Below are 14,656 nucleotides of genomic sequence, written 5' to 3'. Positions count from 1 at the left end.
GTTTCATCAGTTTTGTATCAGTTTTGAGTGGGGAAGCAGTTGACCTCGCATGCGCAAGAGTTAGGCGACCGATCACGACGATCAGCCGCCCGTGAAAAGGTCAGGTCCATGCTTGATGCCGTCGAGGATGCGAAACTCACATATGGCGTTGGCGTGTCACTTGCCAAAATTGCCTACCATGTCACCGGCCTTGGAATTCTCTCGGATAGAGGGAAGCGCTGGTCGGCCCAGACGATAAGCGACAAGCTCAACATTGCCGACATCCAGAATGCCTCAATCACCGCTGCATGGAGGCGGATAGAGGGAGTCTATGGACCAGACGGTATCGTTCAAGACGCGGAACTTATGAAGTGGTGGAGAAATGCACTTATCGAAGAAGCTATTGAATTAGAGGACTTGGAACGACAAATTTCTGCCCGATTAAGCCGCCCTCCAAAAATTCATTCACGACCTATTTTTTAAATATACCAGCACATCTGAAGCATGAGTCAAAACGCCGGATTAACTATTTTATTTTAGCTCCACCTCCCGTCTAAATACCGTCATCAAAAATCATGTTTCGAGCGGCAATCGTTCATTGATGTGAACATTGCAGACCACGACTGCCATTCTGTTTCTGTTAGGATTAGCGGCTCGCGCCGCTGATCCTTCATGTTGCATCGTTTACATGCAGGGCGGAAATTTGCGTAGTCTCGGTGAAACTGGTCCCATGACCTCATCAACGCGACATCCGCAAAGCGATGCTGGTTTGAACGATCAAGCTCTATGTCCTGCCAACGCTACAGCATCTGCATTCGCCATTCTCGGAAGATGTCTACGAACCCGTGGGGGAAGTGATCCCAGTGAAGATGGTCGAGCGGGATTCCCTCGTTGCAGATAGCGCATGTCAAATCGGCTGGCGGTAAAGTGTCATCGCTCCAAAAAAGTCTCGAACTATAGCGGACGTGGGGCGCGTGTCGGCTCACAATCATTCTTGCCGCATTCTTCACGCGCTGATGATGCGGTACGGTGCGTAGGCACGCATCAACGCCAAGAGGAATCGAGTTGTGCGGAAATCGAGCCCGATGTCGGTGATATGCCTCGTTATCAATCTTCCAATCAGGTCTATCGGTGAATTGAATACGAAGACTCACAGTCTTTATCGTTAGTCTATTCGCGTAGCGATAGCCCGTTGGCTCGACAACATAAGGCCGACCTTCCGTCTTCTCGTTGATGGACGGGTGATTATCCGCAAGCGCTTGGAAGAACGCTTGCGCCTCATCGGTCATTCCATCAGCGCTTACCGATGCGATGATTTCTTTCGTCTTCTTAATTGCCTCGATCTTGGTCGAGAAGACGTACTGGCCGACACATATCTGTCCCGTTCCGCGTGGCAATGGCAAAGTTTCAAGGTCACGCATAGCGGTGACGGCGGCAATTCTATCTTCCCGGTTCATGCCAGCGCCCTCGCTCTCATAAGTGCGTTTCGCGCGTCCCTCGCCAGTCCATCGGGCTTCCGTCCCACGCGACGCGAGAACTCCAATCCTAGCGCCCGCAAAACAGCCTCATCCACGTCATAGCCACCAGCGACAGCCTTCACCGCACATCCACATAGGAAGCGAAACGTCCGGCCAGTATCGGTCGATGACATCTCTGCATCGAGCCGCGCTCGCGGCACGATGGGGCTCAGGTCGAGGTCAGACAGGACATCGCGGGTGACGTGCCAGTTCTGCCATTTTCGATAATCCCCGGCATGGTCTGACTGACTCTCCACGCTCGTGATGACTTGTGATTCCATAGTCGCCGCCAATGCTACCTCAACGGGAAACAACGGCCAATCTGGCCGCGCAATCGCGCGCTGAGCCTCATTGTCATCCTCGGGGTATTCACCGCCCTTATCGTCTTGGCCTTCCCACCAATGGGGCGCGATCGACATCCGGCTGATGTCACTGGTCGCCCGGTCTACGATGATGCCATGGCTCGCGAGGAACCGGGAAAACCAATTCCAGACGCGGGCATAATCATCACCGCCAATTGGCGCTGATAACGGGATGACGATCCGGTAGCGATTGTGATCCCGACGATGTTTCGTCGTCGTATAGAGCGCATACGCGCAGCCCAGATCATCTAGCTCGAACGCGGCGTCGAACCAGTCGGTCCCGCCATCATCCACATCGAGCGCAATTACCGAAAGGTCGCGCGCATTATGCTTTGCCCGCGTACCATCGAACCAGCATCCGCAGAAGGCCAGCGCTTTCGCCTTCTCGGCGCGATTCAGAGGCGCGGGTGCGGTGACCAAAGTCGTGAGGAAGTCCGCAGGGCTGACATCCCATTCGTGCCCCACGTTGTCGCGAAGATTGTCAAAGAGGGTGACAATCATCTCATTCGCCCTCCCGCAGCCGGTATACCACTATTTCATTCGTCCCCTTTCGGACTTTCACCTTTGTGATCAGTTCGTCACGTTCCATAGTTTCAAGAATGCGCCCACGATGATCCGGGTCGAGCTTTTTCCAGATTGTCCGGTAGAGTTCCCTCATGGTCAGGCCGTTCGGGCTGGCGCGAAACTTCTTCAACGCGGGCGCAATATATTGATGGTACTGAGCATGGCGCTCATTGATTGGCGCGACATCCATCTGTCGAAGCTGAGCCGCATAGAATCTGGTCAACGCGACGCCAGCGCGTGCCGTCGCCTCGCTGATCGCCTCTTCATCTTCGAAAATTGCGAGCACGCCAGATAGCCGAACCGCGTGTTCAAAAGATCGGCGGAACCAGTTCTCTGTTTCACTATGGTTCCACGCCAGCGCCTCTGTCTGAAACGACCGCATGACCTGTGCCGCTTCCCGCGTCCACGTCATGATGGGAAGATCAAGTTCGCCATCCTGACCATCACGCATCGCGAGCGGCTCGCTCAACATCTGGTCGATACGGCCGTGGAAACGATCCATCCGGCGCAGCAAGCGCTCCTTCTGCTCGCGATGATCCGGCGCGGTGAAATCCTCGTCCAACGGGTGCCATGCAGGAGCATTCACCACAAGGAAACGGGCCAATAGCCCCTGCCCTTCGAGCGCTTCGCTCGACAGAAATTCTTCCGCGACGCTCCCCTGCACCATCACGAGCATAGACAGCCGACGAGCGCGAAGGATCATGCGTTGATCGCCTGTCGTGCGGTCAATCATCTCTCCTGACCACAAGCTCGCGAGAGCACCGCCGAACTCCTCGGGCGCATTCTTGGCGTTGAGGCTGTAGCCCTTCAGAAGGCTCGCTCCCTCAGGTGTAAAGACCGCATGGGTGGGCCAGTCTTCATGGAGAGAGCGGAAAAGGCCATTCGTGGTGATCTTGCTCGACACGTTCTGCGGCGATCGTGGCGGGCGCGGCTTGCGGCGCTCAAGGTCAATGAGCGTATCCCGGTCGTTTTCCTTCTCAGCCGCGAGACGTTGACGTTCATAGAGACGACGATCCACTTCATAATCGGCCAGTGAGAGGCGATGAACATCCGACACGCGATGTTGCCACTGGCGAACGCCAGCCAGCATGGGTTCGAAAAGCGAGGATTTGGCCGATCCTGATGGCGCACAGATCATTGCAAAGACCGATGCGGGCACCGTCGAGGGCCGCGCAAGAAAGTCGATGTCGTAAAGGCCTTGCGCTGCATGGCTCGCAATCGCCAGTGCCGCTGTCGCCACAGATGGAAGATGGTAATTGCCCATCGCGGCCTGCGCCTCGATTGCATCTCGAATACGAGGTGGCATTAGATCGATAGGAAATTCAATATTGTCATTCATTTTCTACTCCACAAAAAAAAGACCCGATGCGATTGCGGCACATCGGGTCTTCTGGTCTTTCCTTGTGGAGGAAAACTGAAACTCGTTGACTACTACCCCGCAATGGCCCTTGTCTCATGTATTTATACTCGACGCCCGAATCCGGTGTCGATTTAAATCTATATTGCGAAGTTCAATGTCACGGGGGATGTCGCCGGGCTGTCACCTCGGGTGCCTTGGGGTGTCACCTAGGGTGTCACCGGCTGTCACTTTTTGGTGCCACCTAGCTGTCACCAGTTTGGTGACACCCCAACCTCAAAAGTGACGGCTGTCACCACCTCAGGTGACAGCGGGAATGGCGGATTTCTGCGGTTTTTGAGGCGGTGTCACCGGGTGTCACCAAATTCTGGGGTCCATAGAGACATCCCAAAAACCCATAGAGTAATTGAAGAAATTATTATTATTATATATTATGAATACGTAATTATATTACTCGATATATGACTGAATCTGTGTGTCTGGGGAAAAAGACCTCAGGTGACAGCGCCATGGTGACAGCGCCATTTAACCCCGCGATTTTATGGGCTTGAATCCGGCATCCGGTGACACGACATATTGTATGCGGCCACGGTTCATGGTCGCCATGACCGTAGTCCGTTCTAAAAGCAGGAACAGATTATGTTCGGAAACAATAAGGGCATGCGGGACCCAGCATACGTTGGGGCGTTTGCAGCCTATGGAAGAGCTACACGGGAATTTTTGCGTGCTCAGGCTGCATTCTCCCGCGAGCACTTCAGGGTCTTTGGCGAACTGCCAAAATCCTGATTACGGGCTTATAGCCTACCGGACAGCCAAGCGGCCCAAGCTTGGGACGTATTGCGCTAGGGCATCGACCCTCTCCCCCTGCGATGGCAGGTGCTATATATATTCGGCTTTAGGCCGATATACGACGGTTTCATTCGCAGATGAAACCTATCTGTGAGCGCCATGGCTGATCATCATTGAGCATGCTCCACACTCAGAGACAGATTTTGGAAGGCCGGTGGTGCACCACCGGCCTTCTTCGCATCATGCCTCGACAGTCGAGTAGATAGAGCGGTCCATTCGATCCCGCTGCCCCTGCGTCAGCGCTTCGCCAATACCCTGCAACCGGCGATCGTTGGGCAGCACGATCTTCGCCGACAAATTGTAATTCGGGTACTCGCCCTTGATGCGGGGATGCATGATGGCCGCAACCTCGACATCCGATTGGCTGACGTAGCGGCCAGCCCATTTCTCGATGATATGTTTGAGCGGGCGAAATTTCTTCGAGCCACTCTTGATCGTCACCTGTGCGTCCAACCACTCATACGCCAGACGAATGCAATCGTTATGCTCATGTAGAACATCTGATGTGTGGCGCAGCTTGGCTTTTCCCGCCTCAATCTCCTGATCGGTCAGCATCGCAAATTCTCCTCATTGTATCCATGAGGTAATTATCTGCCACACAGCTTCAACCCTGTTAGTTAAAATTGCGCTATGTAGATTTTTACAAACAGTGCTTCGATATAAAAATGGCGGGGATTTCTCCCCGCCTCTTTTTAATATGTCAGATTTATTGTTCTGGTAGCTTAGTAAGCTTCATGAGCGCATCATATATCGGCCAGAGACGTCTATTGCAGTCTGCTTCTTTTTGCTTTCGGGCAAGATCGGGCAAAGCCTGTGCCGCGTCCATTTCCTTTAGAATCTTATTTGCCGCCGCTTCGTAGCCGCGAATCTGGTCGGGCAGCGATACGCTCATTCGCCCTGCCCCTTCGCCGCCTTACGCGCTGCGATCGTCGCTGCATAAGCTGCCCGGCGCTCTTCCGACCAACCCTTGCCGCCACCTTCACGAGGCGCACGGGCGGTGCGAGCGCGAGGCATAGGCGCACTGCCCTCTTTGCCCTCAAGCTGATCGTCAACCTCGCCCGCCTGCACTTCGGCAATCAGCTTGTCCAAGACATCCGCAAAGCGCTCTGACGGGACATAGTTCACCTCCTTGCCGCCCAGCACCAGCGGGTGTCCGCCGGGAAGCACGGGCCGGAATTCAACGACGCCGTTAGCGATCTTGAAATCCTTCGCGCCGCGCGCGGGCTCGGTCGCGAGAAACTTGGCCTTCTGCGTTTCGAGGCGTTTCACAAGCTTAGCGCGATCCTTTGCGGGATCGTAGGCCTTCTTCGCGAACACGTCGGCGAGCTTGTCGTCAAAGAGGTTGAAGATGTCTTTCAGCGCCATGATTCATCGCCTTCACGGTTGTCTATGAAGCATGGCCTACGCCGAACTTATTAAAAGTCAAATTCGTCTTTGCAAACGTCGCCTAGATCGGTCCACGCCTTGCTATGATCGACCGGCTCGACAGGTCTATGCAATCCACCGACATATCGGCTTGGCTTATGCCGATCGTCAGGGATCGCGAAGGCAAGGTGTCGCGTATAGTGATCGAAGAGTTGGATGTCGTCCGCTATGCGCAAAACGTCAGAGAACTCGATTTCCCACATTCTGTTGTGGTTGCGGTTTCCGATCACGAGCTTGATCCGGCTTGCCTTGGGCGGCTTATCCCCCATGGTACCGAACCCTATATGGCCATGGGCGAAGAGATTGCGGTTCGCGCCGTTGATCGCGTGAAGCCGGGCACAGAAAGCTAAATCGTCCTGCACCGCCTTCCCGTGCCGCTCTTTGGCCAAGAGCATCAATATCTCACGCTGCTTGCCAGCCGCAACGCGATCGAAAATGATTTCACCTTCGAGCGGCTCCAGCCCGGCGACAGCGGTCAAAAGCTGTCGAAAGTGCTCTTCCGCAATGGCCCATTTGATAATGATGTCACCAAGCGCCTGTTGGAAGCGCTCATACGTGATGTCCGTCATGGATGGACGTTCAGGGCTTTGGCCCATCCTTTGGAGGAAGAATGCCTCGAATGATCGCGATAATGCCAAAAATAACGATGGCCGTGGCGACCCCCGCCCAAAACAGCGACGCATTCAAAAATTCCATGTCTTATCTCCCGGCATGATGATTGCATCACGGTCGGGATAAGCCAAGGTGTCGCCCTCGCATCATTATGAAAAAAGGGCGGGATCGCCCCCGCCCCCATAATTTCAGCCCTCGCCGCCCAAATGGGCCTGTGCCGCCGCCTTGGCGTCAGCAACCGACTTGCCCTTACGAGCAGGCTTCGCCGCAGCCTTTTCGACCTTCGCACCCGGCTTGCGACCAAGACCGATCTTCTTCGCCATCGCCCGGCGGCTTTCCGAATACGTCTGGGCCACCATCGGGTAATCTGCCTTCAGATTATAGCGCTCGCGATATTCCTCCGGCGTCAGGCCATGCGTGGCGAAGGTGACGACGCAACGTCTTGTAGGGCTTGCCGTCGATCATCGAGACGATGTGATCGGGCGATGCGAGCGACTTACGCACCGTCACAGCCGGGGTGTATTCGACGGGAGCTTCAACCTCGGTCGTCGCAGCGCCACCGCCCATGAGAGCCGAAACCGTCTCGTGCATCTTGTGCAGGAATGCGGGAACATCATCGGCCGAAGTGCGCGTGTTGGGGTTGGCGAGCCACGCTACGGTCAATTCGGTGGCGAGTTCGACAGCGTCGATTTCAAAGTTTTCGTCGGCCATGATCAATCCTTGGATGGGAGATCGCTTTTAGTAGACCAAATGGTCGCTGAGGCAACCAACCACATCCAGTCTTAATGATTGCCTTCATCGTCCGTTCGAGGAAGAAGCTCGGGCTCCTTCGCGTACAAACGATCCGTCAAATAATACAGCGCACGGCACGTTGTTATTATGACATGCGAGAGGTACGCTGACACCGCTATCACCATCATTCCACGAAAAAAATCCGGCTTGACGGTCAGGCGATATGCACCAAGCTGATGGTGCAGTGGCCTTATTTGCGAGCCTGCGGACAGCACGGAAACCACCACTATGGAAAAAATGGTGATCACCAACGATGCGAACGCCAGATATCCAAACATATAGCAGACATACTCGCGGCGGCTCAGATGCTGATCATCAGCGAGGTCGTCATCCTCAAACTCGGATTCCCCTCCAGAAGGATTAGCGTTCCGCCTCCATCCAAGCAGATGATGGCGGCGTTTCGGCAATATGATCGGACCAACGGTGATCGGCTTATCGTTTGTTCCGTGTTCACCGAAAGTCGCTACCGCCAATAACCCGGCCACATAAAAACCCGTCAGCACCGAAGAAAAAGAACCGAGCTTGTCGATAAAGCCGTCTTTATGAAAAAAGTTTGCCTTTTCAAAAATCAAAAATGGCGCAGAAAATAATATGAACAATACAAGATGCGCAGTTATATTCTGATAGATCAGTCGCACGCGACGGTAATCTACCAGTCTTAGATAATTCAATGGCGTGACTAGGACACGGTTATCCATGCTTACGCAGCCTTGAGCACCTTCGCCATTTTGACAACAAGTGGTTCAATTATCTTAGCGGTGCAGACCGGCAATTCGTCAGACACGTGCACTTCTTTGGCCTTTACAAACAGCGTCTCACGCGCTTCGTCTTCCCGCTCAATTGTAACCGTCCTTATGCGGTCGTTGTCGAACTGAAGTTCTACGTCAAACTTGTCCCAGCCGTCACTGCGGGCGTTCTTTATATAATTTTCTAGCTTTTCCAACATATTGGGATCAGCTAAGCTCCGATCAACAGTTATCTTCAGGCGTTGATCACGCGGCTTAAATATACCCTCGCTGTCCACCATTTCTGGCGGCGCAGGCTTGACCAACGTCAAAAGCGTCAACCGCCCCTTATTGTTCAAGGTATCGGCTATCGTTTCTGACTTTACACCTGCACTTTTCGCCATCATGTAAGATGATTGCTTATCTCCGCGCCGATCTTTAAAATCATATTCGTATTCTCTAAGCGATTTTTGGATAACAGGCATGACATTTGACAAACTCAGACCCGGAACCTCTTCCAGAACAGCTTTGTATTGCCCTGCCTTGGTTGGCTTAATGCTTATCACAAGATGTGCGGATAGCGACTGATCTTCGTCTATTTCGCGAGTGGCCCGACGCACCGACATGCTGTCGCGAGCTTTTTTGCGGTAAGTCGGATCGGGGGCATTCGGACGGACACGATGAAACAGCAGCACAACTGCGTCTCGCTCTGCGTCATGCTGCGCTTTTATAAGCTCCACCAAATCGCCGTTGCCAAGCTTGCGCCAAGCCTGATCGGCCTTAATCGAGCGGCGAAACGCCTTGAGCATCGCTGGCTTTGATCCACTTTCGATGAAAGGCAGATGCGCCGCGCCTCCATGCCGTGGCGTAAAAGTCAAATTATACGATTTTACAAAACGCGAAAACTTTTCCAGCAGCATGGATGCTATCCTCCCATGCCACACAATACCACCTCATCCAGAGCGGTAAAGTTTTAGAATCAACGGATTTGGGAATTCCCCGACTCCATTTGTGAGTTTCATTGCAGACACCTCGACGGGGGCAATTGGCGACTGGTCGAAACCACTAAATAGCGGATGCCTCGCAGACCGACCCAATTCGGGAAATCAGTCAAAGCAGTGAAAAACGGCGGCAGTGCGTCGCTTCGGGACCGATCCGCTACCTACCGCCGCCAACGCCTCGCCATCCTCAGCAATGAACCATTGTGCCGCTATTGCCGCGCTCTCGGTCACGTCACCCCCGCAACCATCATCGATCACGTCGTCGCGCTCAGCCTTGGCGGGAGCAACGGCATCGCGAACCTCGCGCCCGCCTGCCGCGCCTGCAACGATGCTAAGGCTATCATAGAAATGCGATATGCCAAGCGAGGACATGACATCACCTCAATCAGCCTCGACCCAGAGTTGGGCGAGTGGCTTAGGCGCGGCACATCCTCACGTGTCGCCTAACTCTGGAATGGGCATCATGGGCATGCAAAACTGCGCTTTGACGGCAGCAAATTTGCATACGAACAATTCTTCGACAGCAGGCACATATTTACGGTCGGATATTTTGCGATGCATATCCTCCCAGACGAAGGACGCTATCTTCGAGTGAACGGCTTGTAGCTGTCGCTCCCGCCCCAAGAGCGAGAAACCATTAAGCTCTTGCGTTATCCGCCACAGCTTCCAGTCTTTCACATGCGCATAGCCGTCTCTATCATTGGCCCAGTGCAATGTAGAATATTTTGAATCGATGCCGTTGTGGTTATCAATCCGGCCAAATATGTCTTCGGAACTTCCAATCTTGATGATCGTGTGGGCTTGTGAAGGAAACCTTCTTCGATGCTCATGATGCAGCGTTGGCGACCACATTGCATAGCAACCGATGACATCCGCACGGTAATTTGATTTTCGCATCGCTACTCCCTTACGCTGCCGATCGTAAGATTTCGCCTCAGCCATCATCCTAACGCGAATGCTTAACACGATGGAAACGATCGAAATATTTTGGAAATCGGCAGCGATTTGAATCGCGATGATAAATACATTTGGAGGTTCGACCTCCCAATCAAGCGCGTCATGAAGGGGGGCGGGGTGGAATCATCCCGCCCCCTCAAAGGCGTACACCGCACCCCAGCCTTTTTTTCTTCATGTCAGAATGAAATTTCAGGATGTCGCGGGGCAAATTTGGTCAGCGCCGATCTTTTCGTCAGCCAAAGCTTTGCACATGCAGTTTTTCGAAAGACGATCCAGTTGCTCATAAGCCTCGCGTTCTGCTTCCCGCCGGACCCGATCTTTCTCAAATTTTTCGTTCAAAGCCGTCATGTATTTGCTTTGCGCTTCACGGGTCAGGCGGTCGATCGTCTGCTTAGATGCATTCGACATATACGTTATTGTAGGTTTGGGCACCTCCGGTAGCGCGTCAGGAATCGTGGCCTTCCAATCGTTCAGCATGGGGCAAACGGAAGGGACCTTGACTTTAATGCGGTCGAGATAGGGTTGAAGCAAACGTTGCCCAGCAGGAGCGGTCAGAGCATTGATAGCCTTTATAGCGGACTTTCCTGACGGGATTGCGTCCTCATCAAATCTTGTTCTCATAACTAAACTTAGTGAAGCGTAATCGAGTGCATTCGCACGTATAAAAAGATCAAAGGAGTTCGCTTGGGATGCCAGTCTGGCTGCCGTCTCGGCACCTCCCCGTTTTGCATCTGCCAGATTGGCTGCCGCCAATGCAGCGTCGCTGCGAACCTTGGACAAATCTGCTTGGGCGAGAATTAGACGTTGCTGAGCCTCGGAAAAGCGGGACATAACACTATCGGCTGAAGATTGGATTTCGGATAACCGCTCGGAACGGGCCGTAGCCACGCTTTCTAGCATGTCGGATCGTGCCGCTATCTGCTTCAATTCCGCATTTCGCCTTACGATCTCGGATTGAAAGTAATCCTCTAGACCAGACACTTTTATAGTAGTCCACAGCGAGACAATTGAAACTATAAGCGCACAGAATGCGACAATGACGTTAAGCCAATCTCGCAACTCTTTTTTCTGGCCCGCCACTGGCGTTGGCGCTGTGTCTGGCCCTTCGTTCATAGCCCCCCCTCACTCTGACTCTAAAAAGCCTGCTATGTATAAATATATGCGTGAAAATAGGACGCCGCATAGCAAATCCAGCCGCAAAAGCACTCGCGGGCACTTTCCGCGCTGACCGCCACGCCGACATCACCGAAATTGCGACGCCTGCCAAGAGCGCTCCTATCGCCCCCCGCTATTTGACGAAGGAAGCACGCTCGGTTTGGCGTGAGGAACTGGACCGGGTCACGGCCTGCGGGATCACAGAGGCAGATAGCAGCCTATTTGCCCGCTATTGCACGATAGAAGCTCTGTATCGCGAGCAGATCAGCGCGGGTGAGCTACCCAAGGCCGCGATCTTGACCGAGCTTCGCCGCATGGCTGAACTCCTTGGCATTGCGGGGCTTCGATCCCGTCTCGCGCGTACAGGAACGGCGGATAAGCCCACGGCATCGCCCTTCACCGTCCGACCGAAGTAACGCTGATCCTAAATATTGGGTGAGAAGGTTCACCCGAAACAGTTTTTCAGCCGTCGCCGCCGCTTATGCCAAAGACGTATTGAGCGAAAAGACGCCCGCATGCGTCCAGATCAAGCAGGCTGCGCAGCGTTTCCAAGCCGATTTTGACCGCCGGGACCTCATCTTTAGTGAAGATGCGGTCGATCACGTCTGCAATTTCATACAGGGCCTTGTCCACGTCAAAGGCAAATGGGCTGGCCAGCCCATCCGCCTTGAACCGTTTCAGGTCTTCGCGCTCGCGAACATCTTCGGATGGCTTGAAAAAGCGTCCGGCCTTAGGCGGTACCGCCAAGCGCTGATCCTGTTGCCACGCAAGAATGGCAAATCACTCCTTGCCGCTGGCATCGCACTCTACATGGTGTTCGCAGACGGCGAGCCGGGCGCTGAGGGCTACAGCGGCGCAACCAGTCTGGAGCAGGCGAACGAGGTATTTGAGCCCGCCCGCCGTATGGTGGAGATGTCACCCGGCTTAGCCGAAGCCCTCGACATCAGCGTGGCGAAATCGGCCATTTATAGCGTCACGACTGGTTCCAAATTTAGCCGGGTCATCGCCAACACGAAGGATGGATCATCACCGCATTTCGCGTGCTGTGACGAGCTTCATCAGGCCCGCGACGATACCCAGATTAACGCCTTCCGCACTGGCATGGGCGCGCGTTCGCAGCCCCTTCTCCTAATTATCACGACGGCGGGCAGCAATCTCGCTGGCGTCTGCCATGCTGAGCAGATGGAGGCCGAAGCCGTGCTGGCGGGCCTGAAGGCGAATGATCGCCTCTTCGCCCTCATCTATACCATCGACCCCGGCGACGACTGGCGCGACGAAGCGTCATGGCGGAAGGCCAATCCCAATTGGGGCGTCAGCATCGGTGCCGCCTATCTACAGGATCAGCTTAGCGAGGCGCGGCAGTCCCCCGCCAAACAGGCCGCGATCCGCACCAAACATCTCAATCAGTGGGTCGCGAGTGCGGCCGGATGGCTGACGACGCAGCTTTGGGCGTCCGCTATAGACGAAACGCTCGACATCACCCGCTATCGCGGCCGGGAAGCCTATTTGGCGGCTGACATCTCGACGCGTCAGGACCTCACCGCCGTCTCGTTGATCATCCCGGACGCTGGCCGCAAGCTCATCTTCCCGTTCGCCCACCTCCCCGAAGGCGCGCTGGACGCGTCACCGAATGCTTCCGCGTACCGAGATTGGATCGACAGCGGCCACTTGAGAGCGACAGAGGGCACCGCATCTGACTTTGAAGAAGTCAGGCGTCACGTTCTCCAACTATGCCGCGACTTCAAGATTGTGAAAGCGATCTTCGACCCATGGCAGGGCGAGTTTCTTCGGCAGGAAGTCGACGCACTTGGAATCGAGACAGAGATTTGGCCAGCATCTGCCCCTGCCCTCTGGACCACCACCCTTGACGACTTTGAGGCCGACTTAAAGAACGGCAACATCCGCCACCCCAATAACCCCGTGTTGAATTGGTGCGCGGCCAATGTCGCAATCAATGAAAAGGGAGTGACGCGCACTCCTGTGAAGCCGTCAAAATCGCAGAAACATCAGAAGATTGACGTGATGATCGCGACACTCATGGCTTACGCCGCGTCTTGTGAGACGCCCCCTACCCCGCCCGTCAAACTGACGTTCGCCGTCTTGGACTAATCCCACCAACCTAAATAACCAATGGGTTTTATGGATTGGCTCTTAGGAGCAACAGAACAGAAGTCAGAATACAATACAGTAACGCCGACGATCTCCTCGCCGGAAGCGGTAGAGGAGGCACTTCGCGAAGCCATGGGCGTCGGTGTTGGTGGCACGACGGTCAGCGCAGTTCATGCTTGCGCCCGCGTCATTGCTGAGGGCCTCGCACTGCCGCCGTGCTATCTGCACCGCGAAACATCTGGCGGGCGCATCGCGGCAACTGATCATTCGCTCTACAATCTTCTCAATCGTTCACCAAATTCGCGTCAGACCAGCTACGAATTTCGCGAACAGATTGGCTGGCATCTCGCGTTAAACAGCAACGCCCACGTCTTCATCAATCGCTCTCAGCGCACTGGCGAAATTCTTGAACTCCTACCCATCGACCCCGGTAACGTCGCGATAGAGGTCGATGAAACCAAGCTAGGCGGTGAAGTCCGATATTACCTCTATGGTATGCGCGTTCCAGCGTCGCAAATCTGGCACTTGAAGGGACCAGCTTGGCTTTCCTACGAAGGGATGCCCACGATCAAGGCGGCTCGCAATGCCCTAGGTCTTGCCACTGCGACCGAGACGTACGGCGCAAACCTATTCAAAAACGGCGCAAAGCCGGGAGGCATCCTGTCTCCGGCGAATGGCACAGTGCTCAATCCCGAACAGGTTCGGGAACTCACCGAGTTTTGGAACTCACAAGCGAAGGGCGTGGGCAACGCCCATAAGACGATCCTCCTCCCCGCCGGAGTCGAGTTCAATCCGCTCGCGTCCACGGCCAACGATGCACAGTGGATAGAAGCTCGCCGCTACCAGATTGAAGAAGTCTGCCGATTCTTCCGCGTCAGCCCGACGAAAGTCTTTCAATCGCTTGGCTCACAGTCCTACGCCAGCGTCGAGCAAGCCCATATCGCACATGACCAAGACACAGACGCTCATTGGCACGCTCGCTACATGCAGTCCGCAGACAAAGCGCTTCTTACTGATACCGAACGTGCCGCTGGCCTTCGCGTCACGATAGACAACCGCGACTTCCTGCGTGGTACCGCCAAAGAGCGAATGGAGTATTATAAAAACGGGATCGCGAGCGGCATCTTTACCCGCAACGAAGCACGCGAAATGGAGGGTTTTGACCGTTCTAATGATCCCACGGCCGACCTCCTGACGCCCGCTGTCAATCTCTTCGGCCCTGACAAACAGCCACAAGCCCCCGCCGAATAAA

The 14,656-nt window shown here is 54.5% G+C and carries 16 protein-coding genes and 1 pseudogene; 5 read left to right on the top strand and 12 right to left on the bottom strand.

What is annotated here, in order from left to right; translation table 11 throughout:
* Nucleotides 1–108: 108 nt before the first annotated feature.
* Nucleotides 109–462: a hypothetical protein gene (locus tag QE363_RS09785; protein WP_309694778.1), complete on the top strand. Its 354-nt coding sequence runs from the start codon at nt 109–111 to the stop codon at nt 460–462.
* 317 nt (nt 463–779) lie between these two features.
* Here the strand turns inward: QE363_RS09785 and QE363_RS09780 are convergent, their stop codons facing one another.
* The 10 genes and pseudogenes from QE363_RS09780 to QE363_RS09735 form a co-directional block, all read right to left on the bottom strand.
* Nucleotides 780–1,436, bottom strand: a complete 657-nt coding sequence (locus QE363_RS09780; RefSeq protein ID WP_309694777.1) for a hypothetical protein — start codon at nt 1,434–1,436, stop codon at nt 780–782.
* Complete coding sequence (locus QE363_RS09775) at nt 1,433–2,359, bottom strand: hypothetical protein (protein WP_309694776.1); 927 nt, start codon at nt 2,357–2,359, stop codon at nt 1,433–1,435. The genes QE363_RS09780 and QE363_RS09775 overlap by 4 nt, the downstream gene beginning before the upstream one ends.
* Before the next feature lies 1 nt (nt 2,360).
* Nucleotides 2,361–3,761: a DUF3987 domain-containing protein gene (locus QE363_RS09770; protein WP_309694774.1), complete on the bottom strand. Its 1,401-nt coding sequence runs from the start codon at nt 3,759–3,761 to the stop codon at nt 2,361–2,363.
* A 1,047-nt stretch (nt 3,762–4,808) separates the two neighbouring features.
* A complete protein-coding gene (locus QE363_RS09765) occupies nt 4,809–5,183 on the bottom strand; it encodes a hypothetical protein (RefSeq protein WP_309694772.1) in 375 nt (124 codons plus the stop codon).
* 151 nt (nt 5,184–5,334) lie between these two features.
* Nucleotides 5,335–5,520 carry a hypothetical protein gene (locus QE363_RS09760; protein ID WP_309694771.1) on the bottom strand — a complete coding sequence of 62 codons (186 nt, stop codon included), beginning with the start codon at nt 5,518–5,520 and terminating at the stop codon, nt 5,335–5,337.
* Nucleotides 5,517–5,993 carry a hypothetical protein gene (locus QE363_RS09755; RefSeq protein ID WP_309694769.1) on the bottom strand — a complete coding sequence of 159 codons (477 nt, stop codon included), beginning with the start codon at nt 5,991–5,993 and terminating at the stop codon, nt 5,517–5,519. The genes QE363_RS09760 and QE363_RS09755 overlap by 4 nt, the downstream gene beginning before the upstream one ends.
* 50 nt (nt 5,994–6,043) lie before the next feature.
* Nucleotides 6,044–6,622 (bottom strand): hypothetical protein, encoded by a 579-nt coding sequence (locus QE363_RS09750; protein WP_309694767.1) that lies wholly within the window; start codon nt 6,620–6,622, stop codon nt 6,044–6,046.
* A gap of 231 nt (nt 6,623–6,853) precedes the next feature.
* Nucleotides 6,854–7,376 (bottom strand): annotated as a pseudogene (locus tag QE363_RS09745) (MucR family transcriptional regulator).
* Between the two features lie 71 nt (nt 7,377–7,447).
* Nucleotides 7,448–8,155, bottom strand: coding sequence for a hypothetical protein (locus QE363_RS09740; protein ID WP_309694765.1), 708 nt, complete (start codon nt 8,153–8,155; stop codon nt 7,448–7,450).
* A gap of 2 nt (nt 8,156–8,157) precedes the next feature.
* On the bottom strand, nt 8,158–9,102 hold the full coding sequence (locus tag QE363_RS09735; RefSeq protein WP_309694764.1) for a hypothetical protein: 945 nt from the start codon (nt 9,100–9,102) through the stop codon (nt 8,158–8,160).
* Between the two features lie 156 nt (nt 9,103–9,258).
* Here QE363_RS09735 and QE363_RS19720 point away from each other — a divergent pair, with 156 nt between their 5' ends.
* A complete protein-coding gene (locus QE363_RS19720) occupies nt 9,259–9,630 on the top strand; it encodes an HNH endonuclease (protein WP_405053174.1) in 372 nt (123 codons plus the stop codon).
* Here QE363_RS19720 and QE363_RS09725 read toward each other — a convergent pair.
* Both QE363_RS09725 and QE363_RS09720 read right to left on the bottom strand, forming a co-directional pair.
* Nucleotides 9,616–10,128 carry a hypothetical protein gene (locus tag QE363_RS09725; RefSeq protein ID WP_309694761.1) on the bottom strand — a complete coding sequence of 171 codons (513 nt, stop codon included), beginning with the start codon at nt 10,126–10,128 and terminating at the stop codon, nt 9,616–9,618. The two genes, QE363_RS19720 and QE363_RS09725, sit on opposite strands and share 15 nt — an antisense overlap.
* 201 nt (nt 10,129–10,329) lie before the next feature.
* Nucleotides 10,330–11,253, bottom strand: coding sequence for a hypothetical protein (locus tag QE363_RS09720; protein ID WP_309694760.1), 924 nt, complete (start codon nt 11,251–11,253; stop codon nt 10,330–10,332).
* A 50-nt stretch (nt 11,254–11,303) separates the two neighbouring features.
* On the opposite strand from QE363_RS09720, the gene QE363_RS09715 reads away from it, so the two are divergent.
* Genes QE363_RS09715 through QE363_RS09705 form a run of 3 tightly spaced genes read left to right on the top strand, consistent with a single transcriptional unit; the run spans nt 11,304 to nt 14,655 of the window.
* Entirely contained in the window at nt 11,304–11,711 is a 408-nt protein-coding gene (locus QE363_RS09715) for a hypothetical protein (RefSeq protein ID WP_309694759.1), read from the top strand.
* A 19-nt stretch (nt 11,712–11,730) separates the two neighbouring features.
* Nucleotides 11,731–13,404: a terminase TerL endonuclease subunit gene (locus QE363_RS09710; RefSeq protein ID WP_309694758.1), complete on the top strand. Its 1,674-nt coding sequence runs from the start codon at nt 11,731–11,733 to the stop codon at nt 13,402–13,404.
* 30 nt (nt 13,405–13,434) lie between these two features.
* Nucleotides 13,435–14,655 carry a phage portal protein gene (locus QE363_RS09705; RefSeq protein WP_309694757.1) on the top strand — a complete coding sequence of 407 codons (1,221 nt, stop codon included), beginning with the start codon at nt 13,435–13,437 and terminating at the stop codon, nt 14,653–14,655.
* Nucleotide 14,656 lies beyond the last annotated feature (1 nt).

Origin of the sequence: Sphingomonas sp. SORGH_AS_0870, from assembly GCF_031453175.1 — a bacterium.
Lineage (GTDB): Bacteria > Pseudomonadota > Alphaproteobacteria > Sphingomonadales > Sphingomonadaceae > Sphingomonas.
This window is presented reverse-complemented; position numbering and strand designations above follow the sequence as displayed.